The following is a 16,255-nucleotide window of genomic DNA, read 5'->3' as shown; positions in this document are numbered from 1 at the left end:
CTGGGAGAGGGAGGGGGCGCGAACCTCACAGGCCAAACCTTGTCATGCCAGGCCCTGTATTGGCTGTGTCGCGAGACGTTCGCGGCTTGTTCCGGTATATCGGAGCCTCGCGAGTCGTGCCACACAGCAAAACTATTCGCCCACGTAGCGCCGATCGATACAGCGCGTTTTTGGGGCATTGCACCTTTGATCCATAGGCAGGCGTCAGCCACCACGCCCTCCCAGTTCGACAATGAGCGTCCTGAGATCGACGGGCGTCGTGCTGGTGAAACGCACCGAGTCGCCGCTCGCCGGATGGATGAAGCCCAGTTCGGCCGCATGAAGGGCCTGACGGCGGAAACCGAGCCGGGCAAGCAGGGGCCGATGCTGGGGAGACGTGCGTCCATAGACTGGATCGCCCACTAGCGCATGGCCAATTGACGCAAGGTGAACGCGCACCTGGTGGGTTCGCCCGGTCTCCAGCTGGCACTCGACCAGCGCCGCGCCCTGAAGCAGTTCGATCGTGCGGTAATGCGTGACGGCGTGCTTGCCGCGTCCATCCGCCACCAGCGCCATCTTCTTGCGGTCGCGCTCGCTGCGCCCGATCGCCCCGCGCACCGTGCCAGCCGCAGGCACCGGCACACCGGTTGTCACCGCCTGGTAGATGCGGTGGATCGAATGGTCGGCAAATTGCCGCGCCAGCCCTTCGTGCGCCGCATCGGTCTTGGCGACGACGAGCAGCCCCGAGGTATCCTTGTCGATCCGGTGGACGATCCCCGGCCGTGCCACGCCGCCGATGCCCGAAAGCTGGCCCCGGCAATGGTGCAGCAGCGCGTTGACGAGCGTGCCATCGAGATTCCCCGCCGCCGGATGCACGACGAGGCCCGCCGGCTTGTCGACCACGATCAGATGCGCGTCCTCGAACACGACATTCAGCGGAATATCCTGCGCGGCCGCTGCGGCGGGCGCGGCTTCGGGCACGCGGATGGCAAAGCGCATGCCTTCGGCCGGCTTCAGCGAAGCCTGCCCCGTCACCTTGCCGCCCAGTTCCACCCGGCCCGCATCCATCAGCGCCTTGACGCGTTCCCGCGACAGGCCCGAGGCATCTGCCAGCGCCCGGTCGAGTCGCAGCCCGCCGGTGGGAATGGTCCCCTCGATCACATGTTCGCCAAGCCCCATCGCGGGGATATGGGAATGCCGTGCCGAAGCGGCAAGAGCAGGCCCGGAACGAGGCGCAAGGACGCTCCCGCTTCCTCCAAACTGGCACAGGATCCCCGGCGCGAAGCCCCGCGAAGCGCTTGCCGCGCGCCGCCGCAAAGCATAGCATCGCAGTCTCTAGGCAACATGGCGCAGGCATGAAGATGGCATCTGTTGGTTCTTGGCAGGTGCGGTGCCTGCTTGCGGGCGGCGCCTTCATCGCGCTTGCCACTCCTTCGCTGGCTCTCGCCGGAAACACCAGCCTCGCGGGCAAGCTCGTCAGCGAGACGTTCACCGGCACGGCTGTCAGCGGCACCGCGAAGACCGTGCCGCCGGGCACGATCATCGGCACCGCCGGCGCATCGACGGTTTCAGTCCGCTACGATGCGACGCAGAACGCCTACACGATCACCAATGCCGCGAGGTCGCGCAGCCAGACCTTCAGCCAGGCCGATGCGGTCACCTCGGCCGACCCCAAGCTCGTCACCTTCAGGAAGACCGGTATCGGGCAGGTCGATACCCTGACGCTCACGAAGGCAACTGCGTTCGGCAAGGGCGGATACGAATGGGTCCAGGGCGGCTGGTGGCAACGCAGCAAGGGCGCCGCGCTCACCACGTCCGATGTCGTGGCCTTCGGCATTCCCACAGCAGGCACCGCGGTTCCGCGAAGCGGCAGCGGCACATACGCGCTCTCGATCTACGGGATCGGCGCATGGGAACGCGCGCAGACCTTCGGCGGCGGCTCCGGCACGATGACGGCCGACTTCGTGAAGGGCAACCTCACTGGCAACGGCGATATCTTCCAGTTCAACACCGCCACGAAATCGCTTTCCTCGCGCGATAGCTGGGCCTTCACCGCGCGGCTGTCTTCTTCGGCCAACACGGTCACCGGCACGTTCGGCTTCGATGGCGTCTCGGGCAGCCTCAAGGGCCGGTTCTACGGGCCCACAGGGCAGGAGTTCGGCGCCACCGTCTTTGCGCGCGGGCAGAACTTTGCCGGCGCGGGTGCCTTTACCGGCGTGCTGCTCGGCAGCCAGACCGGCTACAGCAACCCGGCGAGCGGCCTCGTCGATCTCAAGGGCGATCAAACCTTCGGCCCCAACCTCCCCACCTTCTGGGGCCTTACCTTCAACCCCGACGGCACCTACAAGGACCGCTTCTACAACGGCTCCCCGGTCTCGATCCTCTATTCGGCAAAAGACGGCAGCTTTGCCGTACGCAGCGATTTCAACAACGAGATGCTGGGGTCCTCGGCAGACCCGGTGGCAGCCACGCTCACCAATGCGCAATTCCTCGGCTATGCGCGCAATGCACCGCTCTATGGCGGCAAGCTCCGCACCGAATTGCAGCTTTACCGGCGCGGGGCAGACAATCCCGAGGTCCAGTTCACCTACCTCAGCTTCGCCCACGCCTCCTATGTGTTCACCGCAGCCGACAAGTCGCGCAGCACGGGGGACCGCTGGGTCGCCTTCGGCATTCCCACCTTCACCGACCGTATGCCGGTCAAGGGCAAGGGCGCCTACACCGGCGTGATCTACGGCACGGCGCTGCGTGATGGGACGGGGCAGAGCTACCGGATCGAGGGCAAGTCCAGCTTCATCGCGGATTTCCTCGCCCAGACGGTGACCGCCAAGATGCTGCCCACGCTGGTCGATGCCAAGGGCACCCGCACCGCACTCGGCACACTGACCGGTGGCGGCGGGATCCAATCCTACGTCTACCCGGGGCAAGAGGGCAAGTTCGCCAGCGGTTTCTCGGCGGTTCTGCAAGGCGACGGGTTCGGGCAGGCCGGTATCGACGCACTGTTCTATGGCCCCCGGGCGACCGAGATCGGCGGGACCTTCGGCTTCGATTTCGTGCTGCCGAACGGCAGCTGGGGCGGCAAGGCGCAAGGGGTGGTCGCCGCCAAGCGCTAAGCCTTTGCGACGCCCGATGCGCCCCCTTCCCGCCGTTCTGGGCCTCGCCCTCGCGCTCGCCCATGCGGGCGCGGCAGCGGCGGCGCAGACCGCTCCTGCCCCGCAAGCCACGGCCACTGAGCCGCCCGCTACCGATGGCGCGGACAGTGTAAAACTGGATGCAGCCGCGCTGTTCCATTTCGCCGAGGCGTCCGAAGCGGAGGGCGATCTCGCCTCAGCCGAGGCAGCCTATCGCGCGCTTGCGGAAGACCCCGACCCCGAATACCGCACCGAAGCGCGTTTCCGGCTCGCCCGCCTGCTGGCAGACCAGCTCGCCCGGCCCGAAGAGGCCGTCGTCCAGCTTCGCCGCATCCTTGCCGAAAAGCCCGGCGCCAGCGCGGTGCGCCTCGCACTGGCCCGGATCGAGACGCAGCTCGGGCACCGCGGCGCCGCCGCGCGCGAACTGCGCGCCGCCGAAGCAGCCGGGCTCCCGCCGGATGTGGAGCGGATGGTCCGTTTCTTCAGCTCGGCGCTCCTCGCGGTGAAGCCGGCGGGCGGCAGCCTCGAACTCGCTGCATCCGCCGATAGCAACATCAACCGCGCCACCCGCTCCGATACGCTCGGCACGGTGCTTGGCGATTTCGTGCTGGGCAGCGATGCGCGTGCGCGCGCCGGCTGGGGCTTTTCGGCGCAGGCGCAGGGCTTTGTCCGCACCGGGATTGACCGCAATGCCAATCTTCTCGCCGAAGCCTCGCTGGCAGCGGAGCTCCACCCGCATGCCGGCCAGTTCGAGGATGTCGTGCTCGCCCTCCGGCTCGGCCCCGAATATACCTCGGGGGCCGACCGCATCACGTTCTCCGCCGGTCCGGTCTGGCGCTGGTTCGGCCGCACGCCCTACAGCCGGGCGCTGTCTTTCGCGGCGATCTGGCAGCATCCGCTGGGCAAACGGGCGCAGCTGCGCGCCAATCTCGGCGTCCTGCTGATCGACAACTTGCGCAACGACCTGCAGGACGGCACGACCGTCTCGCTCGGGGTTTCGCTCGACCGGCAGCTGGGCGCAAATGGCGGCGCGGGTCTGCAACTCACCGCGATCCGGACCGATGCCGATGATCGGGGATATGGCGACCGCACCGTGAACACCGGCGCCTATGGCTTCCGCACGTTCGGCAAGCTCACCGGGGTCGTCTCGCTTGGCTACAGCCACCTCGAAGGCGATGCGCGCCTGCTGCTCTACCCGCGCCGCCGCGTCGATGATCGGACTTCGCTCATCGCCAGTCTCACCTGGCGGCGCAGCACGCTGGCACGGCTTGCGCCGTTCATCCGTCTGCGCGCCGAGCAAAACCGGTCCACCGTCGAGCTCTACGACTATCGCCGCACCGCCGCCGAACTCGGCCTCACCGCCAGCTTCTGATCCGGCTTTCTCCGCCGGCGCCCACAGCGGCGCGTCACCGCAAGCCGCTACCGAGGCTGTCGCAGTGCCGGTCACTGCGCTAGGCCCGGCGGATCATGGACATGACCCTGACCCAAAGCGCTCACGCCGCCATCCTCGACGCCGCCGCACTGGCCGCGCTGCACGAGGCTTGCGGCCTGCTCCTGGGCACCGGCAGCCACATTGCCGCCGCCATTCCCACGGCCAACGTCCACCCCGATCCGGCCCGCCATTTCGAGATTGATCCCGCTGCACTGATCGCGGCGCACAAGGCCGCTCGTGAAGGCGGTCCGAAGCTCATCGGCTACTTCCACTCGCACCCCAATGGGCTCGCCCGCCCCTCGGCCACCGATGCCGCCTCGGCTTCTGGGGATGGCCGGATCTGGGCCATTGCCGCCGCCGGGGCCGTCACCTTGTGGCGTGATGGCGCATCCGGGTTCGAAGCGCTTTCCTACCAGGTCAAGGAGGGTTAAGGCAGGCGAGTGACGTCACGCCCGGTCCTTCCTCGCGCGCTTCGCGGCCACCCCGATCCGGCTCCGGCCAGGGCCCGCGAAGTTTCGCTCAGGACTGTGTCAACTGTGTCAACCTATTCAGCGAAAAGGCCTGAATTCTGAACATGACCACCGATTCGCTCGATCTCGCCAGCCTGCTCTGCTCGCGCCTGTGCCACGATATGCTCTCCCCCGTCGGCGCGCTTACCAATGGTCTCGAACTCCTTGCGGAGGAGAAGGACCCCGAGATGCGCCAGAAGTGCTTCGAGCTGCTCGAACAGAGCGCGCGCATCTCGGCGGACAAGCTGCGCTTCTTCCGTCTCGCCTTCGGCGCGGCGGGTGGTTTTGGCGATATGGTCCCGCTCGATGAGCCGCGCGCGCTGATCGATGCTCTCGTCGGCAACAACGGCCGCATCCAGGCCAATTGGGCGCTGGCCGGCAGCAGCCTGCCCAAGCCGGCGGTCAAGACGCTGCTCAACCTTGCGCTGATCGGGATCGAGGCGCTGGTGCGCGGCGGCACGCTCGATATCGCCGCAGAGCTGCGGACGGACGGCGCCAAGCCCTGCAGCGAAATCGTGATCCGCGCGAGCGGCGCGCGCGTGGTGTTCGATCGCAACGTCGGGCTCGCGCTCGAAGGCGTGCTCCCGGCGGAGGAGCTCTCCAGCCGCACCGCGCCTGCCGCCATGCTGCGCCAGCTCGTCGATGGCCTTGGCGGCACGCTGCAGTATCACGCCGCGCCCGAAGCACTCGTCATGGGTGCCATGCTGCCAGTGTCTGCCTGAAGCCTCGCAGCCCCATCCGCCATGAACCGCTGGCTGGTCCACCGCGAGGTCCCCTCGCCCAACTGGAACGAGCGCAAAGCGCGCGTCTCCATGGTGGTCCTGCACTACACCGGCATGCGCACCGCAGCCGAAGCGCTGGAGCGGCTCTGCGATCCGGCCGCCGAAGTCTCTGCGCACTACATGATCGACGAGGATGGCACCGTCATCCGTCTCGTCGATGAGGCCAAGCGCGCATGGCATGCCGGCCGCTCCTACTGGCGCGGCGAGACGGACGTGAACTCTGCCAGCATCGGGATCGAGCTCGTCAATCCGGGGCACGAATTCGGCTACCGCCCGTTTCCCGAAGCGCAGATGGAAGCGCTGATCCCGCTGCTCGGCGATATCGTGAAGCGCCACGATATTCCCCGCGCCAACGTCGTCGGCCACTCCGACGTGGCACCTGCGCGCAAGGAAGATCCCGGCGAGCTCTTCCCGTGGGACCTTCTCGCCCGCTACCGTCTCGTGCTCCCCAAGCCGCAGCTCACCATGCGCCTCGTCTACGACAATCCTGGCGCCTTCTACCTCGCGCTCGAACGCTTCGGCTACGACATCACCGACCCCACAGCCGCTGTCCGCGCTTTCCAACGCCGCTGGCGCCCTTCGCGCATCGATGGCGAGATCGACGGGCAGATCGGCGCACTGCTGTTCGAGCTTTTGTTGGAACGCGACACCGGGCGTGCTAGGTGACCCCTCGCCAGGGGGCCGGGCAGCCGCGTGATCGCAAGATCCCGAGGAAAGTCCGGGCTCCACGAAACAAGGGTGGCGGGTAACGCCCGCCGGGCGGAGGATTTCGGTCCGAAGCCAAGGGAAAGTGCCACAGAGAGCAGACCGCTAAGCCCGGCATGTTGAAAGACATCAGGGCCAGCAAGGGTGAAAGGGTGCGGCAAGAGCGCACCGCGCGACTGGCAACAGGAGCGGCATGGCAAACCCCACCCGGAGCAAGACCGAATAGGGACTGCGCGCTCCTTCCTGGAGCAGGCCTGTTTCGGGCCAGCAGTCCGGGTTGGTCGCTTGAGCGCGCCCGGCAACGGGCCGCCTAGAGGAATGGCTGCCGACGCGGATACGGTCCACAAGTGGGATACCGTCCGCGCCACAGAACCCGGCTTACAGGCCCCCTGGCATTCAAAGCGTTTCCTACCCGGCACGAAGGCGCTAGGAAGCGCCGCATGTCCGGCGCGCACCACCATCACCATCATGGCCATGATCATGCGAATGATCATGGCCACGGGCACGCGCATGGACATGGGCACAACCACGCCCCCGCCAGCTTCGGCCGCGCTTTTGCCATCGGCATCGCGCTCAACAGCGCCTTCGTGGCTGTCGAGGCGGGCTACGGCATCGCTTCCGGCTCGATGGCGCTCGTTGCCGATGCCGGGCACAATCTGTCCGACGTGCTGAGCCTTGCCGTCGCCTGGGCGGCCAGCGTGCTCGCCATGCGGCCACCTTCGGCGCGCTTTACTTATGGCTACAAGTCGAGCTCGATCCTTGCCGCGCTGTTCAATGCTTCGCTGCTGATGCTCGCGCTTGGCGCCATCCTCGTCGAAACGATCCGCCGCCTGATCGCGCCCGAGCCGGTCGCGGCCGGCCCCGTCATGGTCGTCGCCGGGATCGGCATTGCGATCAACACGATCACCGCGCTGCTCTTCCTGCGCGGACGCGAGCATGACATCAATATCCGCGGCGCCTATCTCCACATGGCCTCGGACGCTGCCGTTTCGGCCGGTGTGGTCGCAGCAGGCGCACTGATTGCCTTGACCGGCCTGTGGTGGATCGATCCCGTCACCAGCCTCGTCATCGTCGGCGTGATCGCATGGGGCACCTGGGGGCTTGCCAAGGATTCGCTGCGGATGGGGCTCCACGGCGTCCCCGCCTCGGTCGATGCGCACCGGGTCGAGCAGTTTCTGAGCACCCTCCCCGGCGTCAGCGCGGTGCACGATCTCCATATCTGGCCGATGAGCACGACCGAGACCGCGATGACCGCGCATCTCGTGATCCCCGCCGGCCACCCGGGCGATGCGTTCCTCAATGATCTCTCCCATGCGCTCGCGCACGATTTCGCGATCTGCCACGCAACGGTGCAGGTCGAGACGGTGGACCACGCTGGCCATGGCTGCGCGCCCGCGCACGGCACGCTCACCGCAGCAGAATAACGCCTCACGCCGGGCCGCGCCGGAAATCGGATGGACTTTGGTGCTAGCACCTTGGGGTGTCTCTGTTCGCCTGCACATCCCGCCTAGATCGGTGGCGGGGGGGTCAACCTTCAGGAGACCCAGCATGATTCGCAGCAAGTTCAAGATCTTCGGCCTGTCGCTCGCCGCCGCCATCGCGGTCCCGGGCATGGCCTACGCAGCCGCCAACCCGATGGTTGGCGGTGCCGAGATGTTCCCGATGAAGACGATCGTCGAGAACGCCGTCAATTCGCAGGATCACACCACGCTGGTCGCCGCGGTGAAGGCTGCCGGCCTCGTCGAAACGCTCAGCAGTACGGGGCCGTTCACCGTCTTCGCGCCGACCAACGCCGCTTTCGCCAAGCTCCCGGCGGGCACGGTCGACACGCTGCTCAAGCCCGAAAACAAGGCCACGCTGGTGAAGATCCTCACCTACCACGTGGTCCCCGGCAAGGTGACCGCGGCCGATCTCGTCGCGCAGATCAAGGCGGGCGGCGGCTCGGCCACGCTGACCACGGCCTCGGGCGGCAAGCTCGTCGCCTCGCTCACGGACGGCAAGGTCATGCTCACCGACGAGAAGGGCGGCATGGCAACCGTCACCCAGGCCGACGTCCTCCAGTCGAACGGCGTGATCCACGTGACCGACGCGGTTTCGCTGCCGAACTGATCCCCCACCGGGGTGAGCAACGAAGGGGGCGGCCGCCAGCGGCCGCCCCCTTTTCGCACCAGCTACCCCGCTTGCCCGGTAGACAGCGCCGCGTTCCTGAACAAGATGCGCGGCATGCCTTCCAAGGAGTCGCATCCCATGCAGATCGATCGCCGCACCGCCCTCACCGCCGCCATGACCGCCGCCGCAGCCGGTGCCATCCCCGCTGCAGCACAGACCGCAGCCGCGCCGCCCGCGCCTTCTGGCCCCGTCTTCGCGCCCGCGCCGGCACCGCTACCCTTCGATCCCGCCACGATCCCCGGCCTTTCCGCCAAGCTCCTCACCAGCCATCACGACAACAACTACGTCAGCGCGGTGAAGCGTATCGGCGCGATCAAGGGTGAACTGGCGAAGCTCGACATGGCGACGGTTCCCGGCTTCATGCTGAATGGCCTGAAGCGCGAGGAGCTCATCGCGTGGAACTCGATGCTCCTCCACGAAGTCTACTTCTCGTGCCTCGGAACCGGCGGCAAGCCGGGCGCCAAGCTGGGCGCTGCAATCGAGCGTGATTTCGGCAGCTTCACCCGCTGGGCGGCAGAGTTTTCCGCGATGGGCAAGGCGCTCGGCGGCGGTTCGGGCTGGGTCCTGCTGCAATGGTCCCCGCACGATGGCCGCCTCACCAACCAGTGGGCGAGCGACCACACACAGACCCTCGCCGGCGGCATGCCGATCCTCGCCATGGACATGTACGAACACGCCTACGCCATGGACTACGGCGCAAAGGCCGCTGCCTACGTCGACGCCTTCATGGCCGCTGCGACATGGGGCGCGGCGGACGCGCGGTTCGCCAAGGTGGCGGGGTAACCTGCTCGAAAAAAAGAACGCCCGCCGGTTGGTACCGACGGGCGTTCTTGTTTGAAAGTTGGTGTGGGCTGATTAAGCCGCTTCTTCCTTGCCCTTGAGAACCTGAACCGGCTCCTTGCGGCCATCGACGACATCCTTGTCGACGACCACTTCGGTCACGCCTTCGAGCGTCGGCAGGTCGAACATCGTATCGAGCAGCAGCCCTTCGACGATCGAGCGCAGGCCGCGCGCACCGGTCTTGCGTTCGATGGCCTTCTTGGCGATCGCTTCGAGCGCCTCATCGGTGAAGGTCAGCTGTACGTCCTCGAGGTCGAACAGCTTCTGGTACTGCTTGATCAGCGCGTTCTTGGGCTCGCGCAGGATCTTGACCAGCGCCTCGATGTCGAGGTCGTTCAGGGTCGCGATTACCGGCAGACGGCCGACGAATTCGGGGATCAGGCCGAACTTGAGGAGATCCTCCGGCTCTGCCTTCTGGAGCAGTTCGCCCACCTTGCGCTTGTCGGGATCGGCGACATGCGCGCCGAAGCCGATCGAGCGCTTCTGCAGGCGGTCCGAGATGATCTTTTCAAGGCCCGCGAAAGCGCCGCCGCAGATGAACAGGATGTTGGTCGTGTCCACCTGCAGGAATTCCTGCTGCGGATGCTTGCGCCCGCCCTGCGGCGGCACGCTCGCGGTGGTGCCTTCCATCAGCTTCAGCAGCGCCTGCTGCACGCCCTCGCCCGAAACATCGCGCGTGATCGACGGATTCTCGGCCTTGCGGCTGATCTTGTCGATCTCGTCGATGTAGACGATGCCGTGCTGCGCCTTCTCGACGTTGTAGTCGGATGCCTGCAGCAGCTTGAGGATGATGTTCTCGACGTCCTCGCCCACGTAACCAGCTTCCGTCAGGGTCGTCGCATCGGCCATGGTGAAGGGCACGTCGAAGGTCTTCGCCAGCGTCTGCGCCAGCAGCGTCTTGCCCGAGCCCGTGGGGCCGACGAGCAGGATGTTCGACTTCGACAGTTCGACGTCGCCGCCCTTGCCGCTGTGCTTGAGGCGCTTGTAGTGGTTGTGCACCGCGACCGAGAGCACACGCTTCGCGCGGTCCTGGCCGATCACATAATCGTTCAGCGTAGCGAAAATGTCGCGCGGGGTGGGTACGCCGCCATCCTTCTTTCCGGCGAGACCGGCCTTGGTCTCTTCGCGGATGATGTCGTTGCACAGCTCGACGCATTCATCGCAGATGAACACGGTGGGGCCGGCAATGAGCTTGCGCACTTCGTGCTGCGACTTGCCGCAGAAACTGCAGTACAGCGTGCTCTTGGTATCCGATCCGGAAAGCTTGGTCATTCTTCAATCCCAGACGCCCCTCCACGAGGGGCGGGCCCGATTATCCTACTACCCGGAGGGCATTAATCAACCGGACACAAAAATAGCGAACAATCCCTGATCCAGCACCCTGTCATTTTAGTGCAAAATGCTGAAATCAGAACGAAATCATGCAGACGGCGCGCCGCCCGAACCTTCCTCGCCGCCCATCTGGTCACCTTCGGGACGCGATTCGTAGACCTTGTCTACGAGTCCGAACTTCAACGCTTCGTCGGCTTCGAGGAACGTGTCACGGTCCATCGCCTTCTCGATTTCCTCGAGCGTGCGGCCGGTGAACTTCACGTAGAGGTCGTTCATCCGCGAACGCATGCGCAGGATCTCGCGCGCCTGGATCTCGATGTCGGAGGCCATGCCGCGCGCGCCGCCCGAGGGCTGGTGCACCATGATGCGGGCGTTGGGAAGCGCGATGCGCATGCCCGGCTCGCCCGCCGCGAGGAGGAAGCTGCCCATCGAGGCGGCCTGGCCGATGCACACGGTCGAAACGCGCGGACGGATGTACTGCATGGTATCGTAGATCGCGAGACCCGCCGTCACCACGCCGCCCGGCGAGTTGATGTACATGGCGATGTCCTTCGAGGGGTTCTCGCTCTCGAGGAACAGCAGCTGCGCCACGATCAGCGACGCCATGTTGTCCTCAATCTCGCCAGTCACGAAAACGATGCGCTCGCGCAGCAGGCGCGAGAAGATATCGAAGCTGCGTTCGCCGCGGCTGGTCTGCTCGACCACCACCGGCACGAGCGCCCCGGTAACGGGATCGTGGCTGAACTTACCCTGGTTTCCATAAACCGATGCGCCGTGGCCGCCGTAAAGATCGAGCATAGTGTCCTCTTGGATGTGCAGAGCCTATGTCGCGTGCCACGACAGGATGTTCAAGGGCGTTAACCTCGCATCCGCGCTGTCCCGCGTTAAAAGTGGTGCAAGATCGGCAGAATCGGCCAGCGATGTCCTTCGAGTCCATTGCGCCGGCGCACCGTTGGCAGCAGACACCCCGCAAAACAGCAAAGGGTGTTCGATGTCCAGACTTGCCGCCGCAACCGTCTCCGCCGTCCTGCTCGCCACCGCCGCCCCCAGCGACGCCAAAACTTACGCGCAGCACAGCGTTGTCCACTACCTTGCCCGGATCAAGGCGATCGACAAGGCGAGGCAGCAGCGTGCAGCAGAGGCCCACGCGCCGCAAAGCGTTGGCGCCTACCTTGCCCGCATTAAGGCGATCGACAAGGCAGGGCCGAAGATCAATGCCGTGATCGCGCTCAATCCGGATGCCGCCAAGGCCGAGGCAGCGGCCAAGGCGGTAACCGGACCGCTCGCCGGCAAGGTCATCCTCGTCAAGGATAACATCGAGACCGCCGATCGGATGCCGACGACTGCGGGCAGCCTGCTCCTCAAGGACAACTTTGCGGGCCGCGATGCCCCGTTCATGCTGGGCCTGCGCGCAGCCGGTGTGGTCGTACTGGGCAAGACCAACCTCTCCGAATGGGCCAACATGCGCTCCGGCCAGTCCTCCAGCGGGTGGAGCGCGGTCGGCGGGCAAACGCGCAACCCGCATGCGCTTGATCGTTCGCCTTGCGGCTCCTCTTCCGGCAGCGGCGCGGCAATCGCCGCCGGCATGGCGTGGGCCGCGATCGGCAGCGAAACCGATGGTTCGATCACCTGCCCCGCATCCCTCAACGGCATCGTCGGTTTCAAGCCCACCGTCGGCATGATCAGCCGCACCCATGTCGTGCCGATCAGCCACAGCCAGGATACCGTCGGCCCGATGACGACAAGCGTGCGCGATGCCGCGCTCATGCTCACCGCGATGGCCGGCAGCGATCCAGCGGACTCCGCCACCGCCGAAGCCGATGCACACAAGACCGACTTCGCCGCCGGGCTTGCCGCATCGAGCCTTAAGGGCGTGCGCCTCGGCGTGCTCCGCAAGGCGGTGGGCAGCAACCCCAAGGTCATCGCGCTGTTCGGCAAGGCGCTCGCCGATCTCAAGGCCGCGGGCGCCGAGCTCGTCGATATCGACTACACCCCGCCCGGCGAAATGGGCCGCGATGAATACACTGTGCTGCTTTACGAGCTGCGCACGGACCTTGCCGCCTATCTCCAGTCCGTCCCCGCCTCCTCGTTCAAGGACACGCCGCCGGCGCGTACGCTTGCCGATGCCATCGCCTTCAACAAGGCCCACCCGGAAGAGCTCAAGTGGTTCGGGCAGGACAGCTTCGAGGAAGCCGAAGCGATGACCGACACCGCGGCCTACAAGAAGGCGCGCGAGAACTCGCTGCGGCTAGCGGGTGTGGACGGGATCGACAAACTGCTGACAGACAATCGCGTCTCGTTCCTGATCGCCCCCACCGCGCCGCCAGCCTGGGCGATCGACCTCGTGACGGGCGATCACAGCATCGATGTCGGCATGGGCAGCCTCGCAGCGATTGCAGGCTATCCGCACCTCACCGTGCCGATGGGCGCGGTCGAAGGGCTGCCGATGGGCCTCTCGTTCATGGGCACCAAGTGGGACGACAAGCGCGTGCTCGAAGCCGGGACGGCCTATGAACGCGCGCGGACGGTGCCGGTGCCCAAGCCCTCGCTGAAGCGCTGGGGCGAATAGGGCAGCCTCAGACCTTCGGACGCTGCAACGCGTTGAGCGCTTCGAGTTCGCGCTGCAGATTGAGCTGCCGTGCTTCGGCCCGGCGCAATGCAGCCTGCTCCTCGCGAGTCTTGTGCCGCCGCGCCGACCAGCGCGCCAACCGCCGCCCGGAATCGCGCAGCAGGAAGGCGATCACGTCGATCAGCCCCTGCCGCCGCGCGGGGACAAGCGCCCGCGCGCGGGGCAGCGGTGCATCGGCGAGCGCCGCGAGCGCAATCGCGGGCTCGGTTTCGGGCGCAGGCTCGGGTTCAGGCGCGGCTGGCAGCACCAGCGGCTCTGGCTCGGTGGCATGCGCAAGGACCTCTTCCCTGAGTTCGGGCATCGCATCGAACGTCAGCAGACGCAGCGGCTCAGCAGGCGCGGCAAGCACCAGAGGCTCCGGCAAACTCGGCAAGGGCAGCGCCGCAACAAGGCGCTGTTCGAGCAGCGGCGCCGCCGGGATCGCCGGAAGCTGCTCTGGCCCGGCGGGCTTGCGGGGCGCACATCGGGCTTTCGCCTTGCCTTTCTTCACCGCCTTGTTCGCCCGGCGCGGCGGCTCGGGCCCGTCCGGCAACGCCACCACCAGCGTCGGCGCCTCCTGTGCTGCGGCGAGCCGAGCGGCAGCCTTGCGCGCCTTCTTGCCCTTGGGGTTGCGCCGCCGGGTCTGGCGCGGATCAACCACCCCCGCCTCCTCCAGCGCTGAGAGCGGCACGGCCATCGAGCCGCGCTGGATATAGGCCGCATCGTGCCGCATGGCGGCGACGTTCGGCAGTGGCGACGTAGCCGCAGGGGCACGGCCATCGGAGGCCGCGAAGCGAGGCGATTGCGAACGGTATGCATCGGGGGTCCCTCCCAGGAGCCGAGCCTGCCCGAATCTCTCATGTGCCGATTCGCGGGGTCAATTGCGGGCGAATACGGATGCCGCACATATGCAAGAAGGGCGCCCCGTCTCCGGAGCGCCCTTCTTAGTTTTCAGTGCCTTGCGGCGAAGATCAGGCGTCGGCGGCCTTCTTCTTGGCCGGTACCTTCTTCTTCGGAGCAGGCGCTTCCTCGCCCGGAGCGGCTTCAGCAGCCGGAGCTTCAGCAGCGGCCTTCTTCTTCGCCGGGGCCTTCTTGGCAGGCTTGGCTTCGGCTTCGGCGGGAGCGGCTTCCTCGGCGGGAGCCTCTTCCGCGACTTCAGCCTTTGCCTTCTTGGCGGCCTTCTTCGGCGCAGCCTTGGCGGGCTTGACGTCTGCCGGCTTGCCCGTCTCGTCTGCTTCGATCACCGCCTGCAGTTCCTCGCGGGTCACGGTCCGCTCGGTCACTTCGGCCTTGTCGAACAGGAAGTCGACGACCTTGTCCTCATAGAGCGGCGCGCGCAGCTGCGCCGCGGCAAGCGCATCCGAACGGATATATTCGACGAAGCGCTGGCGGTCCTGCTCGCGATACTGCTGCGCGGCCTGACGGATCAGCATTTCCATTTCGTTGGCATTCACCTGAACGCCGTTAGCCTGGCCGATTTCCGAAAGCAGCAGGCCCAGACGCACGCGGCGCTCGGCGATCTTGCGGTAATCGTCCTTTTCCGCCTCGATCTCGGCCATCGCGGCGGCGGGATCTTCTTCCTTGGCGGCTTCGCTGGTCAGCTGCTGCCAGATCTGCGCGAACTCGGCCTCGACCATCGAGGGCGGAACCGCGAAATCGTGACCGGCGGCCAGCTGGTCGAGCAGCGAGCGCTTCATCGCGGTGCGCGTGAGGCCACCGTTTTCCTGCTCGATCTGGCCCTTGATCAGGCCGCGCAGCTGCTCGATGCTCTCAAGGCCGAGCGACTTGGCAAACTCGTCGTCCGCGGTGAACTCAGCCGCCTGCTTGACCGCCTTGACGGTGCACGCGAACTGGGCGTCCTTGCCGGCAAGGTTCTCGGCCGGATAGTCGGCCGGGAAAGTCACGGTGATGGTGCGCTCGTCGCCCGCCTTCACGCCGACAAGCTGCTCTTCAAAGCCGGGGATGAAGCGGCCCGAGCCAAGCTCGAGCGGCTGGTCTTCGGCCGTACCGCCATCGAAGGCGACGCCGTCGATCGAGCCAGCGAAATCGATGATCAGCTGGTCGCCATCGGCGGCAATGGTGCCCTCGGGCGCATCGTTGTAGCGCTTCTGACCCTGCGCAATGCGGCCGATAGCCTCATCGACTTCGGCATCGCTCACTTCGACGATCAGGCGTTCCAGCTTGATCCCGTCGATCGCGGGCGCCGTGATCTCCGGCAGCACTTCGAGCGCGACGGTGAGCTCGGCATCCTTGCCTTCCTCATATCCCTCGGCGAGCGAGACGTCCGGCTGGGTCGCGGGGCGCAGGCCCTTTTCGGCCACGAGCTTGTCCATCGCCTCGCGGATCGAGGTTTCCAGCGCCTGCTGGTGCAGCGCCGGGCCATGCATCTTGCGCACGAGATTGGCGGGAACCTTGCCGGGGCGGAAGCCGGGCATGCGGACCTGCGGCGCGATCTTCTTGACCTCGCCCTCGACCCGCGCGGCGATATCGTTCGCGGCAATAGTCAGGGCGTAGGCGCGCTTGAGGCCCTCGTTGCTGGTTTCGACGATCTGCATCTGTGATCCAACTTTCTCGTACGACGTCGCGTCATGATGGTCGCGGACTGCTCAGGCAGGAGCAGGCCGATTGCTGCCGACTGAAGCGGGGCGGTTCTGGTGCGGGCGAAGGGACTCGAACCCCCACATCTTGCGATACTGGAACCTAAATCCAGCGCGTCTACCAGTTCCGCCACGCCCGCATCCGGCGAAAAACGAGCGCCGCCCCTATCG

The 16,255-nt window shown here is 66.4% G+C and carries 14 protein-coding genes, 1 tRNA gene and 1 other RNA gene; 10 read left to right on the top strand and 6 right to left on the bottom strand.

Annotation, left to right across the window (positions count from 1 at the left end):
• Positions 1–204: 204 nt before the first annotated feature.
• Positions 205–1,158, bottom strand: coding sequence for an RluA family pseudouridine synthase (locus tag Q0082_RS16595; RefSeq protein ID WP_298194723.1), 954 nt, complete (start codon positions 1,156–1,158; stop codon positions 205–207).
• Between the two features lie 176 nt (positions 1,159–1,334).
• Here Q0082_RS16595 and Q0082_RS16590 point away from each other — a divergent pair, with 176 nt between their 5' ends.
• The 9 genes from Q0082_RS16590 to Q0082_RS16550 all read left to right on the top strand — a co-directional run bounded on the left by Q0082_RS16590 (position 1,335) and on the right by Q0082_RS16550 (position 9,490).
• The gene (locus Q0082_RS16590; protein WP_298194722.1) at positions 1,335–3,092 is read left to right on the top strand and encodes a transferrin-binding protein-like solute binding protein; all 1,758 of its coding nucleotides are present in this window, start codon (positions 1,335–1,337) and stop codon (positions 3,090–3,092) included.
• A gap of 16 nt (positions 3,093–3,108) precedes the next feature.
• Entirely contained in the window at positions 3,109–4,482 is a 1,374-nt protein-coding gene (locus Q0082_RS16585; RefSeq protein ID WP_298194721.1) for a porin family protein, read from the top strand.
• Between the two features lie 101 nt (positions 4,483–4,583).
• Positions 4,584–4,973: a M67 family metallopeptidase gene (locus tag Q0082_RS16580; protein WP_298194720.1), complete on the top strand. Its 390-nt coding sequence runs from the start codon at positions 4,584–4,586 to the stop codon at positions 4,971–4,973.
• Positions 4,974–5,116: 143 nt separating this feature from the next.
• Positions 5,117–5,773, top strand: a complete 657-nt coding sequence (locus tag Q0082_RS16575) for a histidine phosphotransferase family protein (RefSeq protein ID WP_298194719.1) — start codon at positions 5,117–5,119, stop codon at positions 5,771–5,773.
• A 21-nt stretch (positions 5,774–5,794) separates the two neighbouring features.
• Entirely contained in the window at positions 5,795–6,499 is a 705-nt protein-coding gene (locus Q0082_RS16570; RefSeq protein WP_298194718.1) for an N-acetylmuramoyl-L-alanine amidase, read from the top strand.
• Positions 6,500–6,506: 7 nt separating this feature from the next.
• Positions 6,507–6,935, top strand: an RNA gene (rnpB, locus tag Q0082_RS16565) — RNase P RNA component class A.
• Between the two features lie 43 nt (positions 6,936–6,978).
• Positions 6,979–7,962 (top strand): cation diffusion facilitator family transporter, encoded by a 984-nt coding sequence (locus Q0082_RS16560; protein ID WP_298194717.1) that lies wholly within the window; start codon positions 6,979–6,981, stop codon positions 7,960–7,962.
• Between the two features lie 124 nt (positions 7,963–8,086).
• The gene (locus Q0082_RS16555; RefSeq protein ID WP_298194716.1) at positions 8,087–8,647 is read left to right on the top strand and encodes a fasciclin domain-containing protein; all 561 of its coding nucleotides are present in this window, start codon (positions 8,087–8,089) and stop codon (positions 8,645–8,647) included.
• A 138-nt stretch (positions 8,648–8,785) separates the two neighbouring features.
• Positions 8,786–9,490 carry a Fe-Mn family superoxide dismutase gene (locus Q0082_RS16550; RefSeq protein ID WP_298194715.1) on the top strand — a complete coding sequence of 235 codons (705 nt, stop codon included), beginning with the start codon at positions 8,786–8,788 and terminating at the stop codon, positions 9,488–9,490.
• A 72-nt stretch (positions 9,491–9,562) separates the two neighbouring features.
• Here Q0082_RS16550 and clpX read toward each other — a convergent pair whose 3' ends face one another.
• Both clpX and clpP read right to left on the bottom strand, forming a co-directional pair.
• Positions 9,563–10,819: an ATP-dependent Clp protease ATP-binding subunit ClpX gene (gene clpX / locus Q0082_RS16545; protein WP_298194714.1), complete on the bottom strand. Its 1,257-nt coding sequence runs from the start codon at positions 10,817–10,819 to the stop codon at positions 9,563–9,565.
• 147 nt (positions 10,820–10,966) lie between these two features.
• Positions 10,967–11,677 (bottom strand): ATP-dependent Clp endopeptidase proteolytic subunit ClpP, encoded by a 711-nt coding sequence (gene clpP, locus Q0082_RS16540; protein WP_298194713.1) that lies wholly within the window; start codon positions 11,675–11,677, stop codon positions 10,967–10,969.
• 193 nt (positions 11,678–11,870) lie between these two features.
• Between clpP and Q0082_RS16535 the strand changes: the two genes are divergently transcribed.
• Positions 11,871–13,448, top strand: coding sequence for an amidase (locus tag Q0082_RS16535; RefSeq protein WP_298194712.1), 1,578 nt, complete (start codon positions 11,871–11,873; stop codon positions 13,446–13,448).
• A gap of 7 nt (positions 13,449–13,455) precedes the next feature.
• Here Q0082_RS16535 and Q0082_RS16530 read toward each other — a convergent pair whose 3' ends face one another.
• The 3 genes from Q0082_RS16530 to Q0082_RS16520 all read right to left on the bottom strand — a co-directional run bounded on the left by Q0082_RS16530 (position 13,456) and on the right by Q0082_RS16520 (position 16,224).
• A complete protein-coding gene (locus Q0082_RS16530; protein WP_298194711.1) occupies positions 13,456–14,220 on the bottom strand; it encodes a hypothetical protein in 765 nt (254 codons plus the stop codon).
• 238 nt (positions 14,221–14,458) lie between these two features.
• Positions 14,459–16,042 (bottom strand): trigger factor, encoded by a 1,584-nt coding sequence (gene tig, locus Q0082_RS16525; protein WP_298194710.1) that lies wholly within the window; start codon positions 16,040–16,042, stop codon positions 14,459–14,461.
• A 97-nt stretch (positions 16,043–16,139) separates the two neighbouring features.
• Positions 16,140–16,224 (bottom strand) — tRNA-Leu (locus tag Q0082_RS16520).
• Between the last annotated feature and the right edge of the window lie 31 nt (positions 16,225–16,255).

The organism is Novosphingobium sp. (assembly GCF_027489515.1).
GTDB lineage: Bacteria > Pseudomonadota > Alphaproteobacteria > Sphingomonadales > Sphingomonadaceae > Novosphingobium.
Note: the sequence above shows the minus strand (reverse complement) of the source record. Positions and strands in the feature narration are given on the sequence as shown.

Coding starts and splice junctions, on each gene's coding strand:
- Q0082_RS16580 (WP_298194720.1), top strand. CDS start 4,584: ATGACCCTGACCCAAAGCGCTCACGCCGCCATCCTCGACGCCGCCGCA.
- clpX (WP_298194714.1), bottom strand. CDS start 10,819: ATGACCAAGCTTTCCGGATCGGATACCAAGAGCACGCTGTACTGCAGT.
- Q0082_RS16550 (WP_298194715.1), top strand. CDS start 8,786: ATGCAGATCGATCGCCGCACCGCCCTCACCGCCGCCATGACCGCCGCC.
- Q0082_RS16535 (WP_298194712.1), top strand. CDS start 11,871: ATGTCCAGACTTGCCGCCGCAACCGTCTCCGCCGTCCTGCTCGCCACC.
- Q0082_RS16585 (WP_298194721.1), top strand. CDS start 3,109: ATGCGCCCCCTTCCCGCCGTTCTGGGCCTCGCCCTCGCGCTCGCCCAT.
- tig (WP_298194710.1), bottom strand. CDS start 16,042: ATGCAGATCGTCGAAACCAGCAACGAGGGCCTCAAGCGCGCCTACGCC.
- Q0082_RS16570 (WP_298194718.1), top strand. CDS start 5,795: ATGAACCGCTGGCTGGTCCACCGCGAGGTCCCCTCGCCCAACTGGAAC.
- Q0082_RS16590 (WP_298194722.1), top strand. CDS start 1,335: ATGAAGATGGCATCTGTTGGTTCTTGGCAGGTGCGGTGCCTGCTTGCG.
- Q0082_RS16575 (WP_298194719.1), top strand. CDS start 5,117: ATGACCACCGATTCGCTCGATCTCGCCAGCCTGCTCTGCTCGCGCCTG.
- clpP (WP_298194713.1), bottom strand. CDS start 11,677: ATGCTCGATCTTTACGGCGGCCACGGCGCATCGGTTTATGGAAACCAG.
- Q0082_RS16560 (WP_298194717.1), top strand. CDS start 6,979: ATGTCCGGCGCGCACCACCATCACCATCATGGCCATGATCATGCGAAT.
- Q0082_RS16530 (WP_298194711.1), bottom strand. CDS start 14,220: ATGCGGCACGATGCGGCCTATATCCAGCGCGGCTCGATGGCCGTGCCG.
- Q0082_RS16555 (WP_298194716.1), top strand. CDS start 8,087: ATGATTCGCAGCAAGTTCAAGATCTTCGGCCTGTCGCTCGCCGCCGCC.
- Q0082_RS16595 (WP_298194723.1), bottom strand. CDS start 1,158: ATGGGGCTTGGCGAACATGTGATCGAGGGGACCATTCCCACCGGCGGG.